Origin of the sequence: Jiangella gansuensis DSM 44835, from assembly GCF_000515395.1 — a bacterium.
GTDB classification, from domain to species: Bacteria; Actinomycetota; Actinomycetes; order Jiangellales; family Jiangellaceae; genus Jiangella; species Jiangella gansuensis.
In genome coordinates this window covers 5523371-5540570 of record NZ_KI911782.1, presented here as the reverse complement: position 1 = coordinate 5540570, position 17200 = coordinate 5523371, and the positions used below count along the sequence as shown (strand labels likewise).

14 protein-coding genes are annotated in these 17200 nt (G+C 71.6%); 2 read left to right on the top strand and 12 right to left on the bottom strand.

From position 1 onward, the window contains the following. Positions 1-261 precede the first annotated feature (261 nt). From trxA to JIAGA_RS32530, 7 genes are all read right to left on the bottom strand, one after another. The gene (gene trxA, locus JIAGA_RS0126240; protein ID WP_026877957.1) at positions 262-585 is read right to left on the bottom strand and encodes a thioredoxin; all 324 of its coding nucleotides are present in this window, start codon (positions 583-585) and stop codon (positions 262-264) included. A gap of 56 nt (positions 586-641) precedes the next feature. After that, positions 642-1610: a thioredoxin-disulfide reductase gene (trxB, locus tag JIAGA_RS0126235; protein ID WP_026877956.1), complete on the bottom strand. Its 969-nt coding sequence runs from the start codon at positions 1608-1610 to the stop codon at positions 642-644. Between the two features lie 97 nt (positions 1611-1707). Further along, positions 1708-2541, bottom strand: coding sequence for a hypothetical protein (locus tag JIAGA_RS0126230; protein ID WP_026877955.1), 834 nt, complete (start codon positions 2539-2541; stop codon positions 1708-1710). Continuing rightward, positions 2538-3221: an RNA polymerase sigma factor SigM gene (sigM, locus tag JIAGA_RS32540; RefSeq protein WP_084470145.1), complete on the bottom strand. Its 684-nt coding sequence runs from the start codon at positions 3219-3221 to the stop codon at positions 2538-2540. The genes JIAGA_RS0126230 and sigM overlap by 4 nt, the downstream gene beginning before the upstream one ends. Next, complete coding sequence (murJ, locus tag JIAGA_RS33515) at positions 3218-6736, bottom strand: murein biosynthesis integral membrane protein MurJ (RefSeq protein WP_051426534.1); 3519 nt, start codon at positions 6734-6736, stop codon at positions 3218-3220. The genes sigM and murJ overlap by 4 nt, the downstream gene beginning before the upstream one ends. Further along, entirely contained in the window at positions 6733-8877 is a 2145-nt protein-coding gene (locus JIAGA_RS0126215) for a DUF6049 family protein (protein WP_026877954.1), read from the bottom strand. The genes murJ and JIAGA_RS0126215 overlap by 4 nt, the downstream gene beginning before the upstream one ends. After that, on the bottom strand, positions 8874-9341 hold the full coding sequence (locus JIAGA_RS32530; RefSeq protein ID WP_281172747.1) for an NUDIX hydrolase: 468 nt from the start codon (positions 9339-9341) through the stop codon (positions 8874-8876). The genes JIAGA_RS0126215 and JIAGA_RS32530 overlap by 4 nt, the downstream gene beginning before the upstream one ends. A gap of 199 nt (positions 9342-9540) precedes the next feature. Between JIAGA_RS32530 and JIAGA_RS0126205 the strand changes: the two genes are divergently transcribed. Next, positions 9541-11004 (top strand): CCA tRNA nucleotidyltransferase, encoded by a 1464-nt coding sequence (locus tag JIAGA_RS0126205; RefSeq protein WP_026877953.1) that lies wholly within the window; start codon positions 9541-9543, stop codon positions 11002-11004. Beyond that, on the top strand, positions 11001-11369 hold the full coding sequence (locus tag JIAGA_RS0126200) for a DUF3054 domain-containing protein (RefSeq protein ID WP_026877952.1): 369 nt from the start codon (positions 11001-11003) through the stop codon (positions 11367-11369). Before JIAGA_RS0126205 ends, JIAGA_RS0126200 begins: the two co-directional genes overlap by 4 nt. Before the next feature lie 66 nt (positions 11370-11435). Here JIAGA_RS0126200 and JIAGA_RS33510 read toward each other — a convergent pair whose 3' ends face one another. The 5 genes from JIAGA_RS33510 to JIAGA_RS0126175 all read right to left on the bottom strand — a co-directional run bounded on the left by JIAGA_RS33510 (position 11436) and on the right by JIAGA_RS0126175 (position 16746). Beyond that, entirely contained in the window at positions 11436-12227 is a 792-nt protein-coding gene (locus JIAGA_RS33510; protein WP_157553532.1) for a hypothetical protein, read from the bottom strand. Positions 12228-12355: 128 nt separating this feature from the next. Continuing rightward, entirely contained in the window at positions 12356-12955 is a 600-nt protein-coding gene (locus JIAGA_RS0126190; RefSeq protein ID WP_026877950.1) for a GTP-binding protein, read from the bottom strand. Beyond that, a complete protein-coding gene (locus tag JIAGA_RS0126185; protein WP_026877949.1) occupies positions 12936-13298 on the bottom strand; it encodes a DUF742 domain-containing protein in 363 nt (120 codons plus the stop codon). Before JIAGA_RS0126185 ends, JIAGA_RS0126190 begins: the two co-directional genes overlap by 20 nt. 83 nt (positions 13299-13381) lie before the next feature. Further along, positions 13382-13777, bottom strand: coding sequence for a roadblock/LC7 domain-containing protein (locus JIAGA_RS0126180; RefSeq protein ID WP_026877948.1), 396 nt, complete (start codon positions 13775-13777; stop codon positions 13382-13384). Continuing rightward, positions 13774-16746, bottom strand: a complete 2973-nt coding sequence (locus JIAGA_RS0126175; RefSeq protein WP_026877947.1) for a sensor histidine kinase — start codon at positions 16744-16746, stop codon at positions 13774-13776. The genes JIAGA_RS0126180 and JIAGA_RS0126175 overlap by 4 nt, the downstream gene beginning before the upstream one ends. Between the last annotated feature and the right edge of the window lie 454 nt (positions 16747-17200).

The following is a 17200-nucleotide window of genomic DNA, read 5'->3' as shown; positions in this document are numbered from 1 at the left end:
GCTGCCCGCAGGCAAGAGGTCCGGTGCAAACTGATACGCGGGACAACAACTTTTTGGCGCTAATATGCGGGTTTGTCCGATTAGTTTCTCCGCCGGATGGCTGAGCGGAGCCGCCGGTCGGCCGGGCACGGACCGCCGGACGGCCGACCCCGGCACCGGCGCCCACGGGCACCGGCACGCGACGGCGCCCGCCCGGGACGGGGAGTCCCGGACGGGCGCCGGTGGGTCGTGCCGGCCGCGCTCGGCGGCGGGTACGTCAGGTCAGCCGACGTAGTCGGCGAGGTCGTTGAGCAGAGCCGCCTTGGGCTTGGCGCCGACGATCTGCTTGACCACCTGGCCGCCGGAGTACACGTTTAGTGCCGGGATCGAGGTGACCCGGTAGCTGGCGGCGATGTCGGGGTTCTCGTCGACGTTGAGCTTGACGATCTCGAGCTTGTCCTGCGAGTTGGCGATCTCCTCGAGCACCGGCGCGATCATGCGGCACGGCCCGCACCACTCCGCCCAGAAGTCGACCAGGACCGGCTTGTCGCTCTGCAGCACCTTCTCGTCGAAGTCGGCGCTGGTGACGTGCTGGATGTTGCCCATGTGAAACTCCTTGTCGGTGGGCGTTTTCTCGGTGGGGTGACGGTCTCGGGGTTCCCTCAGGAGACGACGAGCTCCGGCTTGACCTCGCGGGCGACGTCGAGGTCGGCGAGGTACCGTTCGGCGTCCAGCGCTGCCTGGCAGCCGGTGCCGGCCGCCGTGATGGCCTGGCGGTAGGTGTGGTCGACGACGTCGCCGGCGGCGAAGACACCCACGACGCCCGTTCGGGTGGACGGTGTGTCGACCAGGACGTAGCCCTGGTCGTCGAGCCGCAGCTGGCCCTTGAACAGCTCCGACCGCGGGTCGTGGCCGATGGCGACGAACAGGCCGGTGACGTCGAGGGTGCGCTCGTCGCCGCTGACGGTGTCGCGTAGCTTCAGCCCCGACACCTTGTCCTCGCCCAGCACGTCGGTCACCTCGGTGTTCCAGACGAACTCGATCTTCTCGTTGGCGAACGCCCGCTCCTGCATGACCTTGGAGGCTCGCAGGGTGTCGCGGCGGTGGATGAGATAGACCTTGCGCGCGAAGCGGGTCAGGAAGGTGGCCTCCTCCATCGCGGAGTCGCCGCCGCCCACGACCGCGATGTCCTGGTCGCGGAAGAAGAAGCCGTCGCAGGTGGCACACCACGAGACACCATGGCCGGACAGCCGCTTCTCGTTCTCCAGGCCGATCTCGCGGTAGCGGGACCCGGTGGCGACGATGACCGCGCGGGAGCGGTACACGGTGCCCTCGCTGTCCGTCACGACCTTGACGTCTCCGGTGAGGTCCGCCTGGACAGCGTCACGCGTGACGATCTCGGCGCCGAACCGCTCGGCCTGGGCGCGCATCTCGTCCATGAGCGCGGGGCCCATGATGCCGTCGCGGAAGCCGGGGTAGTTCTCCACCTCGGTGGTGTTCATGAGGGCGCCGCCCCAACTGACTTCACCCTCGAGGAGCAGCGGCCGCAGCCGCGCACGGGCGGCATACACGGCCGCGGTGTAGCCGGCCGGACCGGAACCGATGATGATCAGGTCACGGATGTCGGTCACGCTTGTGCCTTCCCTAGCTCGTCGGCTTCCATCTGCCCCAACGGATACTAGGCGTTCGGCATTCCCGCCGCCGGTCGACTCGGTGTCGCGGCGTGCGTCACTCCTGGACGGGCACCTCGACCGGCTCGGTGATCCGCTGGCTGCTGTCGTCACCGCAGGTGGGGACCTGCCAGCCGGCTAGTACACCGTCACCGGCGTCGAGCACGACGAGCACACCGGAACCCTCGTTCCGCGAACCCACGAGCTCGAGTCCGAGCTCGTCGGCGAGAGTCTGGCCACAGCCTTCGACCACCTGGTCGCGGCTCTCCCAGATCTCGACGACGGCGCTGGCGAGTGGGCTGGCCAGCTCTTCGGGCTGGCCGTACACGGTGCTCGGACCGGCCTCCATATCCGGCTGATCCTCCTCCTGCGGCAGCGCGCGGCCCTGGCCGGACAGTGCGCCCTCGGAGGTCTCGCTGGCGGAGTCGGCAGCCGCGCCGGCGGCCACCTCGGCACCGCCGGAGTCGTCGCCACCACTGTCGCCGCCGCCGGACGTGAGCGCGACGTAGCCGGCCAGGCCGAGGACACTGACACTGGCGGCCGCGGCGAGGCTGGCCGGGAGCTTCCGGCGGAACCAGGCGACGGTGCCGCCTTCGCCGTCAGCCGGGTCGCCGTCGCCGGAGCCGCGGGCGCCGTCGGCCGGTTCGGACCGGCTCGCGTGCTCGGCCGCCAGGGCAGCCCCGATGCGGGCCGCGACGAACTCCGGCATGGGGACGTCGGCGGGTGCCTCCCGCAGCGTGGCCGTCACCCGCGTGAGCCGGCCCAACGTCTCCTGGCACAGGGCGCACTGATCGACATGCGCCTGGATCTCGCGCGACTGCCGCGAATCGAGGGCGTCACCGGCCAGTTCGGCCAAGACCTGGGTAGGCGGATGTGCTTCGGCCGCGGTCACCGACGCTCACCTCCTGGTCCTCGCCTTGTCCTGGATGGGACGTCGCCGCCTCCGGGCTGGTTCCCGCTGGGCGCCACCGGCTCCGGCGCGGACCGATCCGGTGCCTGCCGACCGGGCGCGAGCAGCGGCACGAGCTTTGCGCGGGCCCGGGCACAGCGGCTCTTGACGGTGCCGACCGGGAGACCGAGCATCTGGGCGGCCTCCGCGACTGGGAACCCCTCGACGTCGACCAGCACGAGCGGGACTCGCTGCTCGTCGGGCAGTGACGCCAGTGCGTGCTCCAGGTCGACGCGCAGTGCCGTCTGTTCCGCCGGGTCGCTGCTCGGCTCGGTGACCGGAGTCACGCCGCCCACCTCGGTGCCGTCGAAGGCGACCGGGTCGGCCGGCCGGGCGGCACTGTGCCGCACCCGGTCGAGACACGCGTTGACGACGATGCGGTGCAGCCAGGTGGTGACCGCCGACTCGGACCGGAACGACGCCGCCCGCCGGAACGCGTTGATCATCGCGTCCTGGAGAGCGTCCGCGGCGTCGTGCGGATCGCCGAGCGTACGCAGCGCCACCGCCCAGAGGCGATCCTGGTGACGCGAGAACAGTTCGCCGAAGGCTTCGGCATCGCCGTCGACGTGGCGGCGCAACAACGCCTCGTCGGTCACCTCGTGCCCTCGCTGGGGCTGTGTCACCCCAACACCTCCGCTTCGGCGATGCCGCCTCGGTAGTTGCCGTCGTCGATCGGTAACCGTGTGAACCACACGAGGACGTACCGGGTGCTGACGGCCTCGTCAAGCGTGTGCGTGACATTCTGCTCGGACCCTTCGACGGCGCCGACCGGGGTCCAGCCATCGAGATCGCCGGGCGCCTCGCCGGCATCCGGCGGAGCCACCATGATCTGCAGGTCGTTGTCGGCGCTGAGCAGGGTGAGACGCACCTCGCGCACCGACACCGCCTCACCGAGGTCGAGGTACAGCCCGACGCCGTCCTTCTGCGCCTCGAGCGGGTCGTAGTAGTTGACCGTGGTCCAGGCGGTCTCCGGGTCGCCGTCGATCGCGTTGTCGACGTCGCTGGGGTTCTCCTCGCCGTTGCCGGCGGGGTCGAAGTCGGTAGCACCGCCGAGCGCGACGGGGGTGGGTTCGGCCTGCGGCGTCTCCGGCGGGTCCGTGGCGGTGGCCGACGACGACGGCGGCGCGGCGGTGTCGTCGTCGCCGGCGTCGTCGATGGCGCCGAGCAGCAGTTGCAGACCCACCAGGGTGGCCCCGACCAGCAGGAGCATCGCGGCCATGACCCCGAGCAGCCGCGCGGTACGTCCGGAGCGGCGGCGCTCGCGGCGTTGCTCGATGCGGCTCGGCGGTGGTGGCGTGCCGGGCTCGTCCAGGAGCGCCGGCGGCTGGTCGGTGATCCGGGGCGGTTCGGTGATGACCGTCCGCTGCGGCCTGGCTCCGGCGGCCAGTTCGGCCGCGACCTCGACCGGCGTGACCAGCGGCGGTGCGTGATGCCGGCGGGCGTGGCCGATGGAGCGGTCGGTGACGGCGTCGAGGTGCCGCGGCACTCCCGGCCGGACCTGCCGGGGCGAGGCGAGCCGGCCGTCGATGAGCGGCGCGGCCGGCAGCCCGCCGGCACCCGTGGGCCAGCGGGCGGTCAGCCCCGCATACAGAACGGAGCCGATACCGATGGTGTCGAGCTCGGCCGCACTCGGCCGGCCGGACGGGTCGGGCTGGCCGTCGCCGAGCCCGTCGGGTATCGGGGCCGGGCCGCGCAGCGCGTGCTCCGTCTCCAACCCGGCGATCTTGACCGAGCCGTCGGCCGTGACGAAGACCAGGCTGGGGTCGAGGTGGCGGTGCGCCAGGCCCTGCGCGTGCGCCGTGGCCAGCGCCTCGGCCACCTCACGGCAGATCGCGGCCGCCTGCTCCGGGTGGAACGCACCGCTGGCCAGCAGTGCGGCGAGGCTCTGCCCCGGGGTCCATTCGCGCACGACATACGTGACGTCGTCGGCACCGATGTCGAGGATGCGCAGGAAGCGCGGATCGGACACCGTGGAGGACACGCGGGCCGCGGTGGCGTACCCCGGTGCTCGGGGGTCGTTCGACGCGATGGCCTGGACGAAGACGGCGCGGCGCAGCACGTCGTCGACCGCCTGCCAGGACTGGACGCCGTCGGAGTCATCGAGCAGGCGCTCGAACCGGTAGCGTCCGGCGACCGTGCGCCGTTGCCCCGGGAGCGGCCCGCGTCGGTCCAGCATCGCCTCCGCCGAGGGACCCGCTTGGGTGCCGGCAAGGGGCTGGGCAGCCCTCGCACCGTCGCGACCCCCGTCCAGGTCCATGGTAGGGCGAACCAGGCCGGTTCGGTCGCGATGCGTGTGCGCCGTCGTGTCGAAGAAGCTCGGCACCCCCGGCAGCGTCTCGTCGAGGAAGAACTCCGACGTCATGTCGGGGTCCATCGGCCGGCGGAAGATGCTCAACGTGCCGGTCTCGGCGGGCAGCTGGTACTCGGCGGTGTCCTCGAGCAGGTCGCCGGGGTCGATCGCCGGCTGTGCCGAACCGCCGCGCAGCTTGGCCAGGACGAGCGCCACGGCGCGCCGGACTTCCTGGACGCGGAACGCGTACGCCAGGCCCACGAACGTGGCCACGCCCACCGTGCCGCCGACGATGAGCTCGACCAGCCGCACCAGCATGGACGGCAACGCGTCGAGCGCGCCGAGCGAGCTCCAGCCGCGCCAGACCAGCCACGCCAGGGTGGCGGCGATGGCCGAATGGACGAGCAGCCGGATGACGTGCTGTATCAGCTCGCCGCCGGCGAGCGGCCCGATGCGGCGCTGGAGCCGGCGGGCGCCGACGATGGCTCCGACGAGATAGCCGAGGCTGTACCCGCCGGCCAGCGCCATGGTGACGTACTGGTTACCCGGCGCGGCGACGGCGACGCCGACCGCGGCGATCATGATGACGGCCGACACCCAGATCTGCGTGTAGAACGGCGTCTTGGTGTCCTGCAGCGCGTAGAAGCCGCGCAGCACCATGTAGTGGACGGTGAACGCGACCAGACCCGGCATCAGGAGGACGAGCGTCAACGCGAGCCGGTCGGTCTGCCCGCCGGCGGACCCGTAGTCGAAGATCATGGCGGTCAGCGGGAACGCCAATGCCGCCATCAGGGCGCCGAGCGGGACGATGACCGCCAGGCACATCCGCAGCGCCGAGATCAGCCTGGTGCGGACCTCGTCCAGCTCGCCGTCGGCGGCCATCTCGGACAGCCGGGGCAGCAGCGCCGTCGCGAGCGACACGGTGATGACCGAGTGCGGCACCATCATGATCAGCATCGCGTTCGCGTACACCGAGTAGCCGGCGCCGGAGTCGCCGGCGCTCACGCTGCTGGCACCCGAGGCGACCTTGACCACGACGAGGTAGGCCAGCTGGTTGACGACGACGAACGCGACCGTCCACAACCCGAGCCGGACCGACTCGCCCAGTCCGTGACCGCGCCAGTCGGTGCGGAAACGCAGTGAGAACCCGGTCTTGCGCAGCACCGGGATCAGCACCAGCGCCTGCGCCACCACGCCGAGCGTCGAACCCAGCCCCAGCAGCAGGGTCTGGGTGCTGGTGAACGGCTCGAAGCCCTGCGTGCCGTAGACCACCAGGAACACGCCGAACACCGCGATGGCCACGACGTTGTTGAGGATCGGCGACCACATCATCGGGCCGAACCGGCCCTTGGCGTTGAGCATCTGGCCGATCAGCACGTACAGCCCGTAGAAGAAGATCTGGGGCAGGCAGAACCGCGCGAACATGACCATGTTGTCGAAGTACGGCTGCATGTCCGGCCGCAGGTACCGGTCGTCCACGATCAGACGCATGAGCAGCGGTGCCGCCAGCACCGCGATGGCCGTGGCCAGCCCGAGCACCGCGACGGCCAGGCTGAAGAGACGCTGCGAGTACGCCTGGCCGCCGTCGGCGTCGTTCTTGATGGCCCGCACCAACACCGGCACGAGCACGGAGTTGAGCACCCCGCCGCCCACCAGGATGTAGATCATGTTGGGCAGGACGTTGGGCACGTTGAAGACGTCGGCGGTCGCGGCCGTCAGCCCGATGGCCGCGGCGATGACCGCCGCCCGCGCGAACCCGGTCAGCCGCGACACCACGGTGCCGGCCGCCATGATGGCGCTGGAACCGAGCAGGCCGGAGCTGCGGGGTGGCTCTTGAGTGGCCGTCAACGAGTGACCTCCTGCGCCGGCGACGGCTTCTGGGCCAGGGCGACGCGGCCGTCGGATTCGTCGTCGACGGACGCGGCGTCGGTAGTCGGGTCGGCGTCGTCGTCACGGCCCTTGCGCAGGGTGCGCCGGACGATGGCGGCGGCGAACAGCGCGCCAGCGCCGCCCACGATGATCCAGCCGATGGTGCCGTAGTCGGTGGCGTTGACGATGGTGGGCTGTGCCGGGCCGATGGGGACGCCGTCGGCGGTGGTGAGCCGCACGGCGATCGGTACCCGGCCGTTAGCGGCGGCTTCCGCGGTGACGGTGACCTGCTGCCGTTCGCCCGGCTGGACCAGGGTCGGCTCCACCTCTTCGACGCGCAGGCGGTCGACGTTGGTGGAGTGGATGTCGAGGGTGACGGTGACGGCTTCGGAGAGATCGTTGGTGATGGTGAGCGGGAAGGACCCGGTGCGGCTGGACAGTGTGACGGACTCGGGCACGGTGACGCTGATGCGGTTGAAGCGAGCGCTGAGGTCGTCGGTGATGGCGGCGGCGTACGCGGCGCCGGCGACGGGGTCGTCCCGCCAGCCGGTTGACGCCGAGCGCAGCGTCGCGAGCATGAGGCGGTCGGTGACGCCGTCGTCGTCGGCGAGCAGGCTGGCGTACTGCGTCGCGTCGTGTTCGAGCGTGGCCGTGGCCTCGACGTTCGCCGCCGGCAGGAGGTTCGTGCCCTCCACGGGGTTCAGGGTGAACCGTTCGCGCGGCTCGGGCGGCTCCGCGCCGGCGACATCGGTGGCGGCGACCCACGGGATGGACGACCAGGTGTCGATGATCGACTGCGCGACCGACGGGTCCGGCTGCCAGCGCACGGGCGGCGCGGCGACCAGCAGCCCGGGCTCGGTGTCGTCGGCGGCCGCGGCCAGGGCGACCATGGCGGTCTCGGCGATCCAACGTTGCCTCAGGTCGACGGCGGCAGCCTGTGGATCGTCGACGGCGGCGGCATCGCCCAGGGCGTCGCTGAGGCCGAGGTCGGCGGCCACCACCCGCATGGTGTGTTCACCGGCCGTGACCTCGCCGAGGGCCGTCGACTCCTCGACGGCGTTGCCGGGAACCACGACGGTCCGGGTGCCGGCCTCGGCGAGCGTCCCGAGCACCTGGTCGGTGACCGACGCGGCGTCGAGCCAGGCGACTCCGGCGGTGCCCTCGATGGACTCGGCGGTGCCCTCCGCCGCCACCTGCGCCTGGACGGACAGTTCGCCGGCGAGGTCGGGCTCTCCCGCGACCAGCGACGCGACATCCGGCAGTGCGTACGGCAGCACCCACACCTCGCGCTCGCTGGTGGCATCGGAGAACGCACGCTGCCACTCGCGTGCGGCATCGGAGTCGGCCTGCGAACCCTCGACCGGACCGGACGGCGACATGACCTGGTACCCCTCGGCCATGACGTTGACGGTGTCGAGCAGGTCGGGGTCGAGTGCCCAGGTGACCGGCGCACCGGCGCCGGCCTCGACCAGCCCGGTCAGCGAACCCTCGGTGCCGAGCTGGGCGGCTACGGAGTCGTCGAGCAAGGTGCCGCCGGGCATGCTGGTGGGCCGGGCCGCCAGCGGCCACATCAGCCCGACCGGCACCGTGGGCAGCTCGCCTGGACTGTCCACCCACGGCACGACCGTGCGCGCGGACGAGACGGTGATGCGCGCACCGTCCTCCGGCGTGGTGGCCCGGATGTCGACGCCGACGGTGTAGACACCGGCCTGGTCGAACTCGAGCAGGGTGGTGGGGATCTCGAGCGAGAACGTGCCCACCTCACCCGGCTGGAGTGAGTCGCCGACGACGTCGTGGACGTCGCCGTAACGCTGGCCGGGGTTGATCTCTTCGTCGGCGGACACCCGGCGCACGTCGGTGCGGCTGTCCAGCGGCACCCGGCTGAAGCGGGGCAGCGCCTGGACGTTCTGCAGCTCGGTGTCACCGGTGTTGTGGACCGAGCCGGTGAGGGTGAGCGACTGTTGTTCCGGCGTGAGGACACTGGGCGTCACCCCCTGCAGGGTGCTGACCGCGGTGGGGCCGGTCTCGGCGGGTGGGTCGGCCGCCTGGGCGCCGCTGGCGGCGGGCCCCAGCACCGTCGTCAGGACCGCGGCGGACACCAGGAGCAGGCGCCGGCTCACGGCGTGTCCTCGTGACGCTGGTCGGCCGCCGTCTCCAGGCTCGGCGCGGCAGGAAGGAGTTCGCGCAGCCGTCGGGCCAGCCGCCGCTCGGACGCGTAGCGCATCCGCTCGGCCAACTCGTCCAGCGGCACCCATGCCACGTCACTCACCTCCACGTCGTCGGTGCTCAGGCTCCCGCCAGTTGCTTCCAGGAGAAAGTGGTGCACCGTCTTGTGGATCCTCCGATTACCCGCAACGAACCAGTAGTCGATGTCGCCCACCGCGGTGACGACCTTGGACTGCAGCCCAGTTTCCTCCCACACCTCTCTGACCGCAGCCTGCTCCGGCGTTTCGCCGGCCTCCACGTGTCCCTTCGGCAGCACCCACTCCAATCGGCCGCGCCGGTCGATCCGGCCGATCAGGGCCACCGCCGAGGCATCCTCGTAATCGTCGACCACGAGCCCGCCCGCTGAGGTCTCCCGCACGGTGCGCAGCCTGGGCCGTCCCGACTTCCGCCGACGCCTCGGGCCCCGACGTCGCCGGTTCGAGCCGTCGGCTGGCGTGGGCGGCGAGCCGGGCATACGTCCAGAGTAACCGGGTTGCTCCCCCGAGCTGCGACGCTCCGCCGGGTGGGCCGGGGCGTGGTTGGTTCGCCGCGGGCCGGGAGCCGTACCCTGGTGCGTCGTGACCGAACCGAAGGAAACGACCGACGTGCTCTCGAAGGCTCAGCGGCAGGCGGTGCGGCAGTTGCTGCGCATCGCCCCGGTGGTCGACGAGCTGGGCGCCCGTTTCCAGGCCGCCGGCCACGAACTGGCACTGGTGGGTGGTTCCGTCCGGGACGCTCTTCTCGACCGCCTCGGCCAGGACCTCGATTTCACGACGTCCGCTCGGCCGGAGCAGACGAAGCGGCTGCTGTCCGGCTGGGCCGACACCATCTGGGACGTCGGGCAGAAGTTCGGCACCATCGGCGCCCACAAGGGTGGCTTCCAGATCGAGGTCACCACGTACCGGGCCGACAGCTACGACGGCGCCAGCCGCAAGCCGGAGGTCCAGTACGGCGAGTCCATCACCGAGGACCTCGTGCGCCGCGACTTCACCGTCAACGCGATGGCGGTGATGCTGCCAGGCCGCGAGTTCGTCGACCCGCACGGCGGTCTGGGCGACCTGAGCCGCAAGGTCATCCGGACTCCGGGGACTCCACAGCAGTCGTTCTCCGACGATCCGCTGCGGATGATGCGCGCCGCCCGGTTCGCCTCGCAGCTGGGCTTCGCCGTCGCGCCCGAGGTGGTGGCCGCGATGAGCGACATGGCCGAACGCATCGAGATCGTTTCCGCCGAGCGGATCCGCGACGAGCTCACCAAGCTGCTGCTCTCGCCGCGGCCGCGCACGGGGCTGACCCTGTTGGTCGACACCGGCCTGGCCGACCGGGTCCTGCCGGAGCTGCCCGCGCTACGGCTGGAGATCGACGAGCACCACCGGCACAAGGACGTCTACGAGCACTCGCTCACCGTGCTGGAACAGGCGATCGAGTTGGAAGACCGGCTGCCCGGCGGTGGGCCGGACCTGGTGGCACGGCTCGCGGCACTGCTGCACGACATCGGCAAGCCGCGGACTCGCCGGTTCGAGAGCGGCGGCGGCGTGAGCTTCCATCACCACGACGTGGTGGGGGCCAAGATGGCGCGAAAGCGGCTGACCGCGCTGCGCTACCCGACCGCCGTCGTCGACAGCGTGGTTCTGCTCACCCAGTTGCATCTGCGCTTCCACGGCTACGGCGGGGGAGAGTGGACCGACTCCGCCGTGCGCCGGTACGTGCGCGACGCCGGCGACGAGCTGGCCAGGCTGCACGTGCTGACCCGCGCCGACTGCACCACTCGCAACCGCCGCAAGGCGCAGGCGTTGCAGCGCTCGTACGACAGCCTGGAGGAGCGCATCGACCGGCTGGCCGAGGAGGAGGAACTGGCGGCCATCCGCCCGGACCTCGACGGCAACCAGATTATGAAGATCCTCGCCATCGCGCCGGGACCGGTGGTCGGCCGCGCCTACAAGCACATGCTGGAGGTCCGTCTCGACGAGGGCGTCCTGGACGAGGAAGCCGCCCGCGCCGAGCTGCTGCGCTGGTGGGCCCAGCAGCCGGAGAGCTCGCCGTGAGGACCGGGCCCGCGGTTGCTCTCGACGCCGTCCTGGTCCTGGTCTTCGTCCTGATCGGGCGGCGCACTCACGAGAACCCGCTCGACCTCGGCGGCATCGCCGCGACGTTCTGGCCGTTCGCGGCCGGACTCGCGATGGGCTGGCTGGTGAGCCTGGCGCGACGGTGGCCGCCGGCCGCGGTGACCACCGGGATCACGGTGTGGCTGGCGACGGTCGTGGCCGGGATGCTGCTGCGGGCCGTGTCTGGCCAAGGCACCGCGGTGTCCTTCGTCGTGGTCGCCACCCTCGTGCTCGGTGCGTTCCTGGTCGGGTGGCGGGTGCTTGGTACGCGTCGTCATACTCCTGGCTCGCGGGATCCTCGCTGAGTCGACCGAAATGTCCGACCTCGGCGGCGATACCGCGTGCCAGGGCGTCCCGTTCGCGACAACCCGTCACTCCACCGGACGCAGCGCCGCCCAGACCCGGACCACGCCAGGGCCGTACCGCTCGTCCATCTCCGCCTGGATACCGTCGTCGACGAAGACGTTGAGACTGACCGTGCTGTCGTGGATGTCGACGCCCACCCCGCTCATGTGCGGGTAGCTGCCGGCCAACTCGTCCTGGATGGCGCGGAGATCGCGCTCGGCCCGCTCGGCCCGGCTGACACAGAGCGCGCCGCCCCAGACCGCACGCAACGCCGCCTCGTGTCGTTCGAGGTCGCCGGTGAAGCTCACGTTGAGAACCCACTTCGTGGGGTCGTGGATCGGCGCACCGCTCGGATCCACCGGTTGCTCGAATGGCGTGGTGTCGACCCAGGTGCCGCCGTGGTCGGGCTGGGCGCTCGCGTAATCCATCGCTGCCTGCATGCCCGCGTCCGTGGCGGTGGCCGCGTCGACGACGGCCCAGCCACCGGCGGGCGGTTCACACGGCGAGCCGAAGCCGGGACCGTCCGCCGGCTCGTCGGCCGGGGTGTCGGAACGCCGCTGCGGCGGCTGAGTCAGCGTGAGCGTCTCACCGTCCCAGGTGCCCGTGACTGTGATCCCTTCGGCCCAGGTGACCCCGTCGACGGACTCAGCGCCCTCGATGTCGTCCCAGGACCAGCCGGCCACGTCCGGGCCGCCGCACTGCGGCGGGTAGGACTCCATGACCGTCGTGCACAGTTGCGGACCGTGTTCGGCGTTCTCCAGAACGGTGAACGTGCCGGTGTACTCCCGCGGCGGTTCCGGCGTCGCAGTGGGCTGCACGGAAGCCTCCTCGGTGCCACACGCCGTCAGCACCGCGACCGCGGCGACCGCAACCCACCCCAAGTGACGCATATCACTGAGACGGGACCGAGCCGCCCCCGGTTCCGCGGTCCCGCCGCGGGCCCCCGTCAGGACGGGTGCTGGATCAGCGACATCGCGTGCTCGACGAGCGTCACCAGGACGACCTTGACCGACTCACGCTCGCGGGCGTCGGTGACGACGAACGGCACCTCCGGCCCGACCTGCAGGGCGTCGCGGACGTCCTCGACGTCGTGCTCCTGGACGCCGTTGAACGCGTTCAGGGCGACGACGAACGGGATGCCGCGCTGCTCGACGTAGTCGATGGCGCCGAAGCAGTCGGCCAGCCGGCGGGTGTCGACCAGGACCACGGCGCCGATGGCGCCACGGGTGATGTCGTCCCACATGAACCAGAACCGGTTCTGCCCGGGCGTGCCGAACAGGTACAGCACGAGGTCCTCGGCCAGGGTGATGCGGCCGAAGTCCATGGCGACCGTCGTGGTGCGCTTCTCCGGGAGCATCGACAGGTCGTCGACGTTGGTCGACGCCTCGGTCATGAGTGCCTCGGTGCGCAGCGGCTCGATCTCGCTCACCGCGCCGACGAAGGTCGTCTTGCCCACGCCGAAGCCACCGGCCACCACGATCTTGACCGAGAGCGCGTCCTGATCGGCCTGCGTGCCGTCGGACACCTCAGAGTCGACGAAGGCCATCCCTCACCCTTTCCAGCACACTGAGGTTACGGGCCGGTTCGGCCGAACCGGCGAATGCCGCGTGCGGGTCGGCGACCCGCACCAGTCCCTCGGTTTCGAGGTCGGCGACGAGCACTCGGGCGACGCCGAGGGGCGTCGAGACGATGGCCGCGACCTCGGCAACCGACCGCGGTGAGTGGCACAGGCGGAGGATCCGCTCGCGCTCCGGCTCCGGGTCGGCGCCGCGGATGCGGCCGTCCTGGGTGGTCGAGACCAGCGCTTCGATGGCGATGTCCTGGACCGGCCTGGTCCTCCCACGCGTGGCCAGATACGGCCGTACGCGTCGACCGTCAGGTGCCGCCATCGTCCTACCTCCAGACCTTCGTCGGGTCGTCGGTCATGTCGCTGACCCGATCCCACCACATCTGGTGTCCGTGCATGTGGTTCTCAGCCCACGCGCGTGGCCGGGTTGAGAACCGCACCGACCCGCTCGACCAGAAGCGCCATCTCGTAGCCCACCTGCCCGAGATCAGCGTTCGACGCCGCCAGGACGGCCAGGTGAGCGCCATCGCCTACGGCCATGACCAGCAGGAATCCGTTGGCCATCTCGACCAGAGTCTGCTGGACGTCGCCGGCGCCGAGGATTAGCGAGGCTCCGACGGTGAGGCTGGCCAAGCCGGACACCACCGCCGCGAGCTGCTCGCCCCGTTCGCGCGGCATGCCCGTGGAACCCGCCAGGTGCAGGCCGTCGGCCGACACGACGACCGCGTGGGCCGCGCCGGCCGTGCGGTCGACGAACCGGTCGAGCAGCCAACCGAGCTCGTCGGTGGACGCGTTGGTCACGAATTGCTCCTCTCGGGGTCACTGGGCTTCTTCGGAACCCAGCCACCGGTCTCCTCGCGGCCGCGGCCGACGCCGCGCTGCAGGCTCGACAGCGTCGAGGCAACGGTACTCGCGTCCTTGCCGGCTGCTGCCGCTGGGCGCTGGGGTCGTTCGGCACCGGCGGCCTCGCCGATGGAGCCGGGCACCAGCGAGGCACCCCGCCGGCGCAGCGGCAGGCCGGAGGCGCTCAGCGCCGGCTCCTCCTCGGCCTGGGCTGCTGGTGCGGCAGGCGCGGCCGGAGCGGCCGGCGGCGTTGCGGGTGCGGTGTCGCGGGCGGCCCAGCTGGAGCCGATCTGGGTCGGCGGTGTGATGGGCTCGGTGTCGCGCTGAACCCGCCGGGCGCTGGCGGCTTCCTCGGCCGAACGCAGGGCCTCGGCGGCGCGCCGCCATCCCTCGTCGGCCGGGGTGGACCAGTCGCTGGACGCCGCGGAGCTGGACCTGCTGAACCATGCCGACGCGACGGAGTCGTAGATCGGCGAGTCGCTGTCCGGCAGGGTCGGCTCCGGAGCCCGCAGCGAGTTGTGCGCCGACGCGGCCGGGGCGGCCGGCGTGGCGGACGCGGCCGGCGGCGCGGCTGCGGGCCGGCTCTCGCGGGACGGTAGTCCGCCGTTGGTGCTCTGGGTGTTCAGCGGCTGCCGCCACGCCTCGTCGGAGCGCCATGCGTCGTCGGACCGGCTCGGGCTGTCAGCGTCGGCGCGGTCGGTGGTCCGGTCGGCGGACTCCGCCGTGGGCTGCCGGGCCTCGTCGGGAGCCGGCCAGGTGGACCGGCCGGCATCACCGGGGAAGCGCGGGTCGCCGGAATCGGCGGCCGGACGGGTTTCGCCGGTGATGGGCTGGATCCGGTTCTCGCCCGTGACCGCCGGGAACCGGGTCTCACCGGTGTCGGCGGGGAAGCGGGTCTCGCCGGTGTCGGCCGCCCCGCGCCGCGGCAGCCCGCCCGAAGCAACAGGCAGTGCCGGTGAGGAGTCGTCGCGCCGCGACTGTGAGGCCGACGAGTCGGCGTCGGCGCCCCAGTCGTCGAACGGCGCCGACGGAGTCGGAACCACCGTCTCGGGGGTGACCGGGCTGAGCACGCCCTCGTTGGTGTCCAGCGGCGACAGGATCAGATGAGCCGGCAGGTCGACCTGGGCCGCGGTGCCGCCCTCGGGAACCGTCTCCAGCCGCACCTGGATGCCGTGCTTGGCCGCCAGCCGCGCGACCACGTAGAGGCCCAGCGTCCGGGACGCGGCGACGTCGATGTCACCGACGTTGCGCAGCCGCTCGTTGAGCTCTTCGAGCTGTGCGGAGGGGATGCCCAGACCGGAGTCGGTGACCTGCAGGCGCAGCCCGCCGCCCAGCAGCGGCTGGCTGGTCACACGGACCGGCGTGGCCGGGGCGGAGAACTCGGTGGCGTTGTCGATGAGCTCGGCCAGCAGGTGGGCGATGTCGTCGACGGCGCCGGCGGTGATCAGGTCGGTGGGCATGACGCCGAACTTCACCCGCGGGTACTGCTCGACCTCGCCGACCGCGGTGCGCACGACATCGAGGACGCCGGCCGCGCTGGTCTGCTTACGCATCTCTTCGACGCCGGCGAGGACCAGGAGGCTCTCGGCATGCCGCCGGACACGGGTCGCCATGTGGTCGATACGGAACAGCGTGCTCAGCTGGTCGGGGTCACGCTCACGCTGCTCGAGACCCTCGATCTCGCCCAATTGCCGGTCGACCAGCGACTGGGTGCGCCGCGAGAGGTTGACGACGATGGTGTCGAGGTTCTGCCGCAGCAGTGCCTGTTCGGCGGCGACCCGGACGGCCGTGGAGTGCACGTCGTTGAAGGCCGTCGCGACCTGGCCGATCTCGTCGCGACCCTCTGCCGCCACGGCGTCGGGGACATCGCGGGCGGCGGCGGGGCCGTCCTGATGGACCCGCTCGACCAGGGCGGGCAGCTGCGTCTGGGCCGTATCGAGGGCGGAGGCACGCAGCCGGCGCAGCGGTCCGATGATGGACCGGGCCACGACGACGGCCAGGTAGATGGTCAGGGCCAGGACGGCCAGCACGGCCGCGGCGCTGAGGATCGCGGTGACCCGGGCACCGTCGGTGGCCTCACCGGCGTCGGCCGCTACTCGTTCGGCGGTCTCGTGCTCGATGGAGCGCAGGCTGTCCAGGCGGGTGGTGGCTGCCTCGTACCACTCGGCGGCGCTGGCCCGGGGGTCGGCGTTGTTGCGCAGGTCGCTGCGGGTTTCGGCGACGGCGCGGTTGCTGACGAAGATCTGGTTGGAATAGATGCGGGCCTGCTCGGTGAAGCCGAGGCCGCTGACGAACCGGCCCTCGAGGAGCATGTCCTGTTCACCGGCGAGGACGACCGCCTGGTCGCGGTCCTGGGCGTTCGGGCGCGCCACCTCGGGGTTGGACTCGTCGAGGGCGTTGGCGACCAGGCCGCGTTCCAGCGACGCCGACTCGACGGCCTGCGAGATGTCGGCGAGCGCCGCGATGCGGCGGGCGAGCAGGGGGTCGTCGTTCACCGCGCCGGCCGAGTTGATCAGTCGCTGCAGCGACTCGGCGAAGCGGTGGTATCCGCTGGTGCCGCCCTGCGCGAACGGCGGGTTGGACTCGTCGCGCTGCAGCCGGTAGCCGTCGAGGCGGTCCATCTCGCGATCGAACGCGATGACGGCGCCGGAGAAGGCGGCGCCGAGGTCGTCGTCACGGCGCTCGTCGACGGCATCGGAGAGGGCCGCGAGGGCGGTGTCGGTGGCCGCGCGTGCCTCGCCCACGGCACCGGCCCCGGTCTGGCCGGTGTCGGCGAGGCCGGTGACGTCACGCTCGTCCTGCACGGCGTCGAGCGCGGAGACCGCGACGAGGCTGAGCTCGGAGAGGCTCTCGACCCGGGACGCCGTGGTGGCGTCGTCGAGAGCGTTGCGGAAGAACATGGTGCCGAGCACCAGGGTGCCCAGCAACGGCAGGAGGACGAGGGCGGCTACTCGCGAACGAACGCTGCGGTCGTGCAGAAACGTCTGCCAGGCGGACCTGGATCGCTCCCGACCCGACGAAACCCCCTTCGCGCGGCTCGTCTTGTCGGTTGGGCGCAGGCTCGTGCGCGCCCGCTTCGTGGCGCCGTCGTTGCTACGGCGTCCTCGCGCGGTCCGCGTCATCGATGTTCCTTCCTCTGTCGTCCCCCGTGACCGCTCGCGGATGAGCGGAACACGGCTCCTCGAGGCCGCCGACGTGCACCGGGCGGCAACGCCGCTAGACGACGCTTGCTGCCCGGCAGCTGTATGTCAATAGGCGACCGGTGGGTGAAACACCTCAATCTGGCACACCATCCACCGGAGCATGACGGAAATGGTAGACGAGCCACGTCAAACTGCCGTACCGCTGAGACGAATCCCAGCCGCGTCCCGCCCGGCGGCC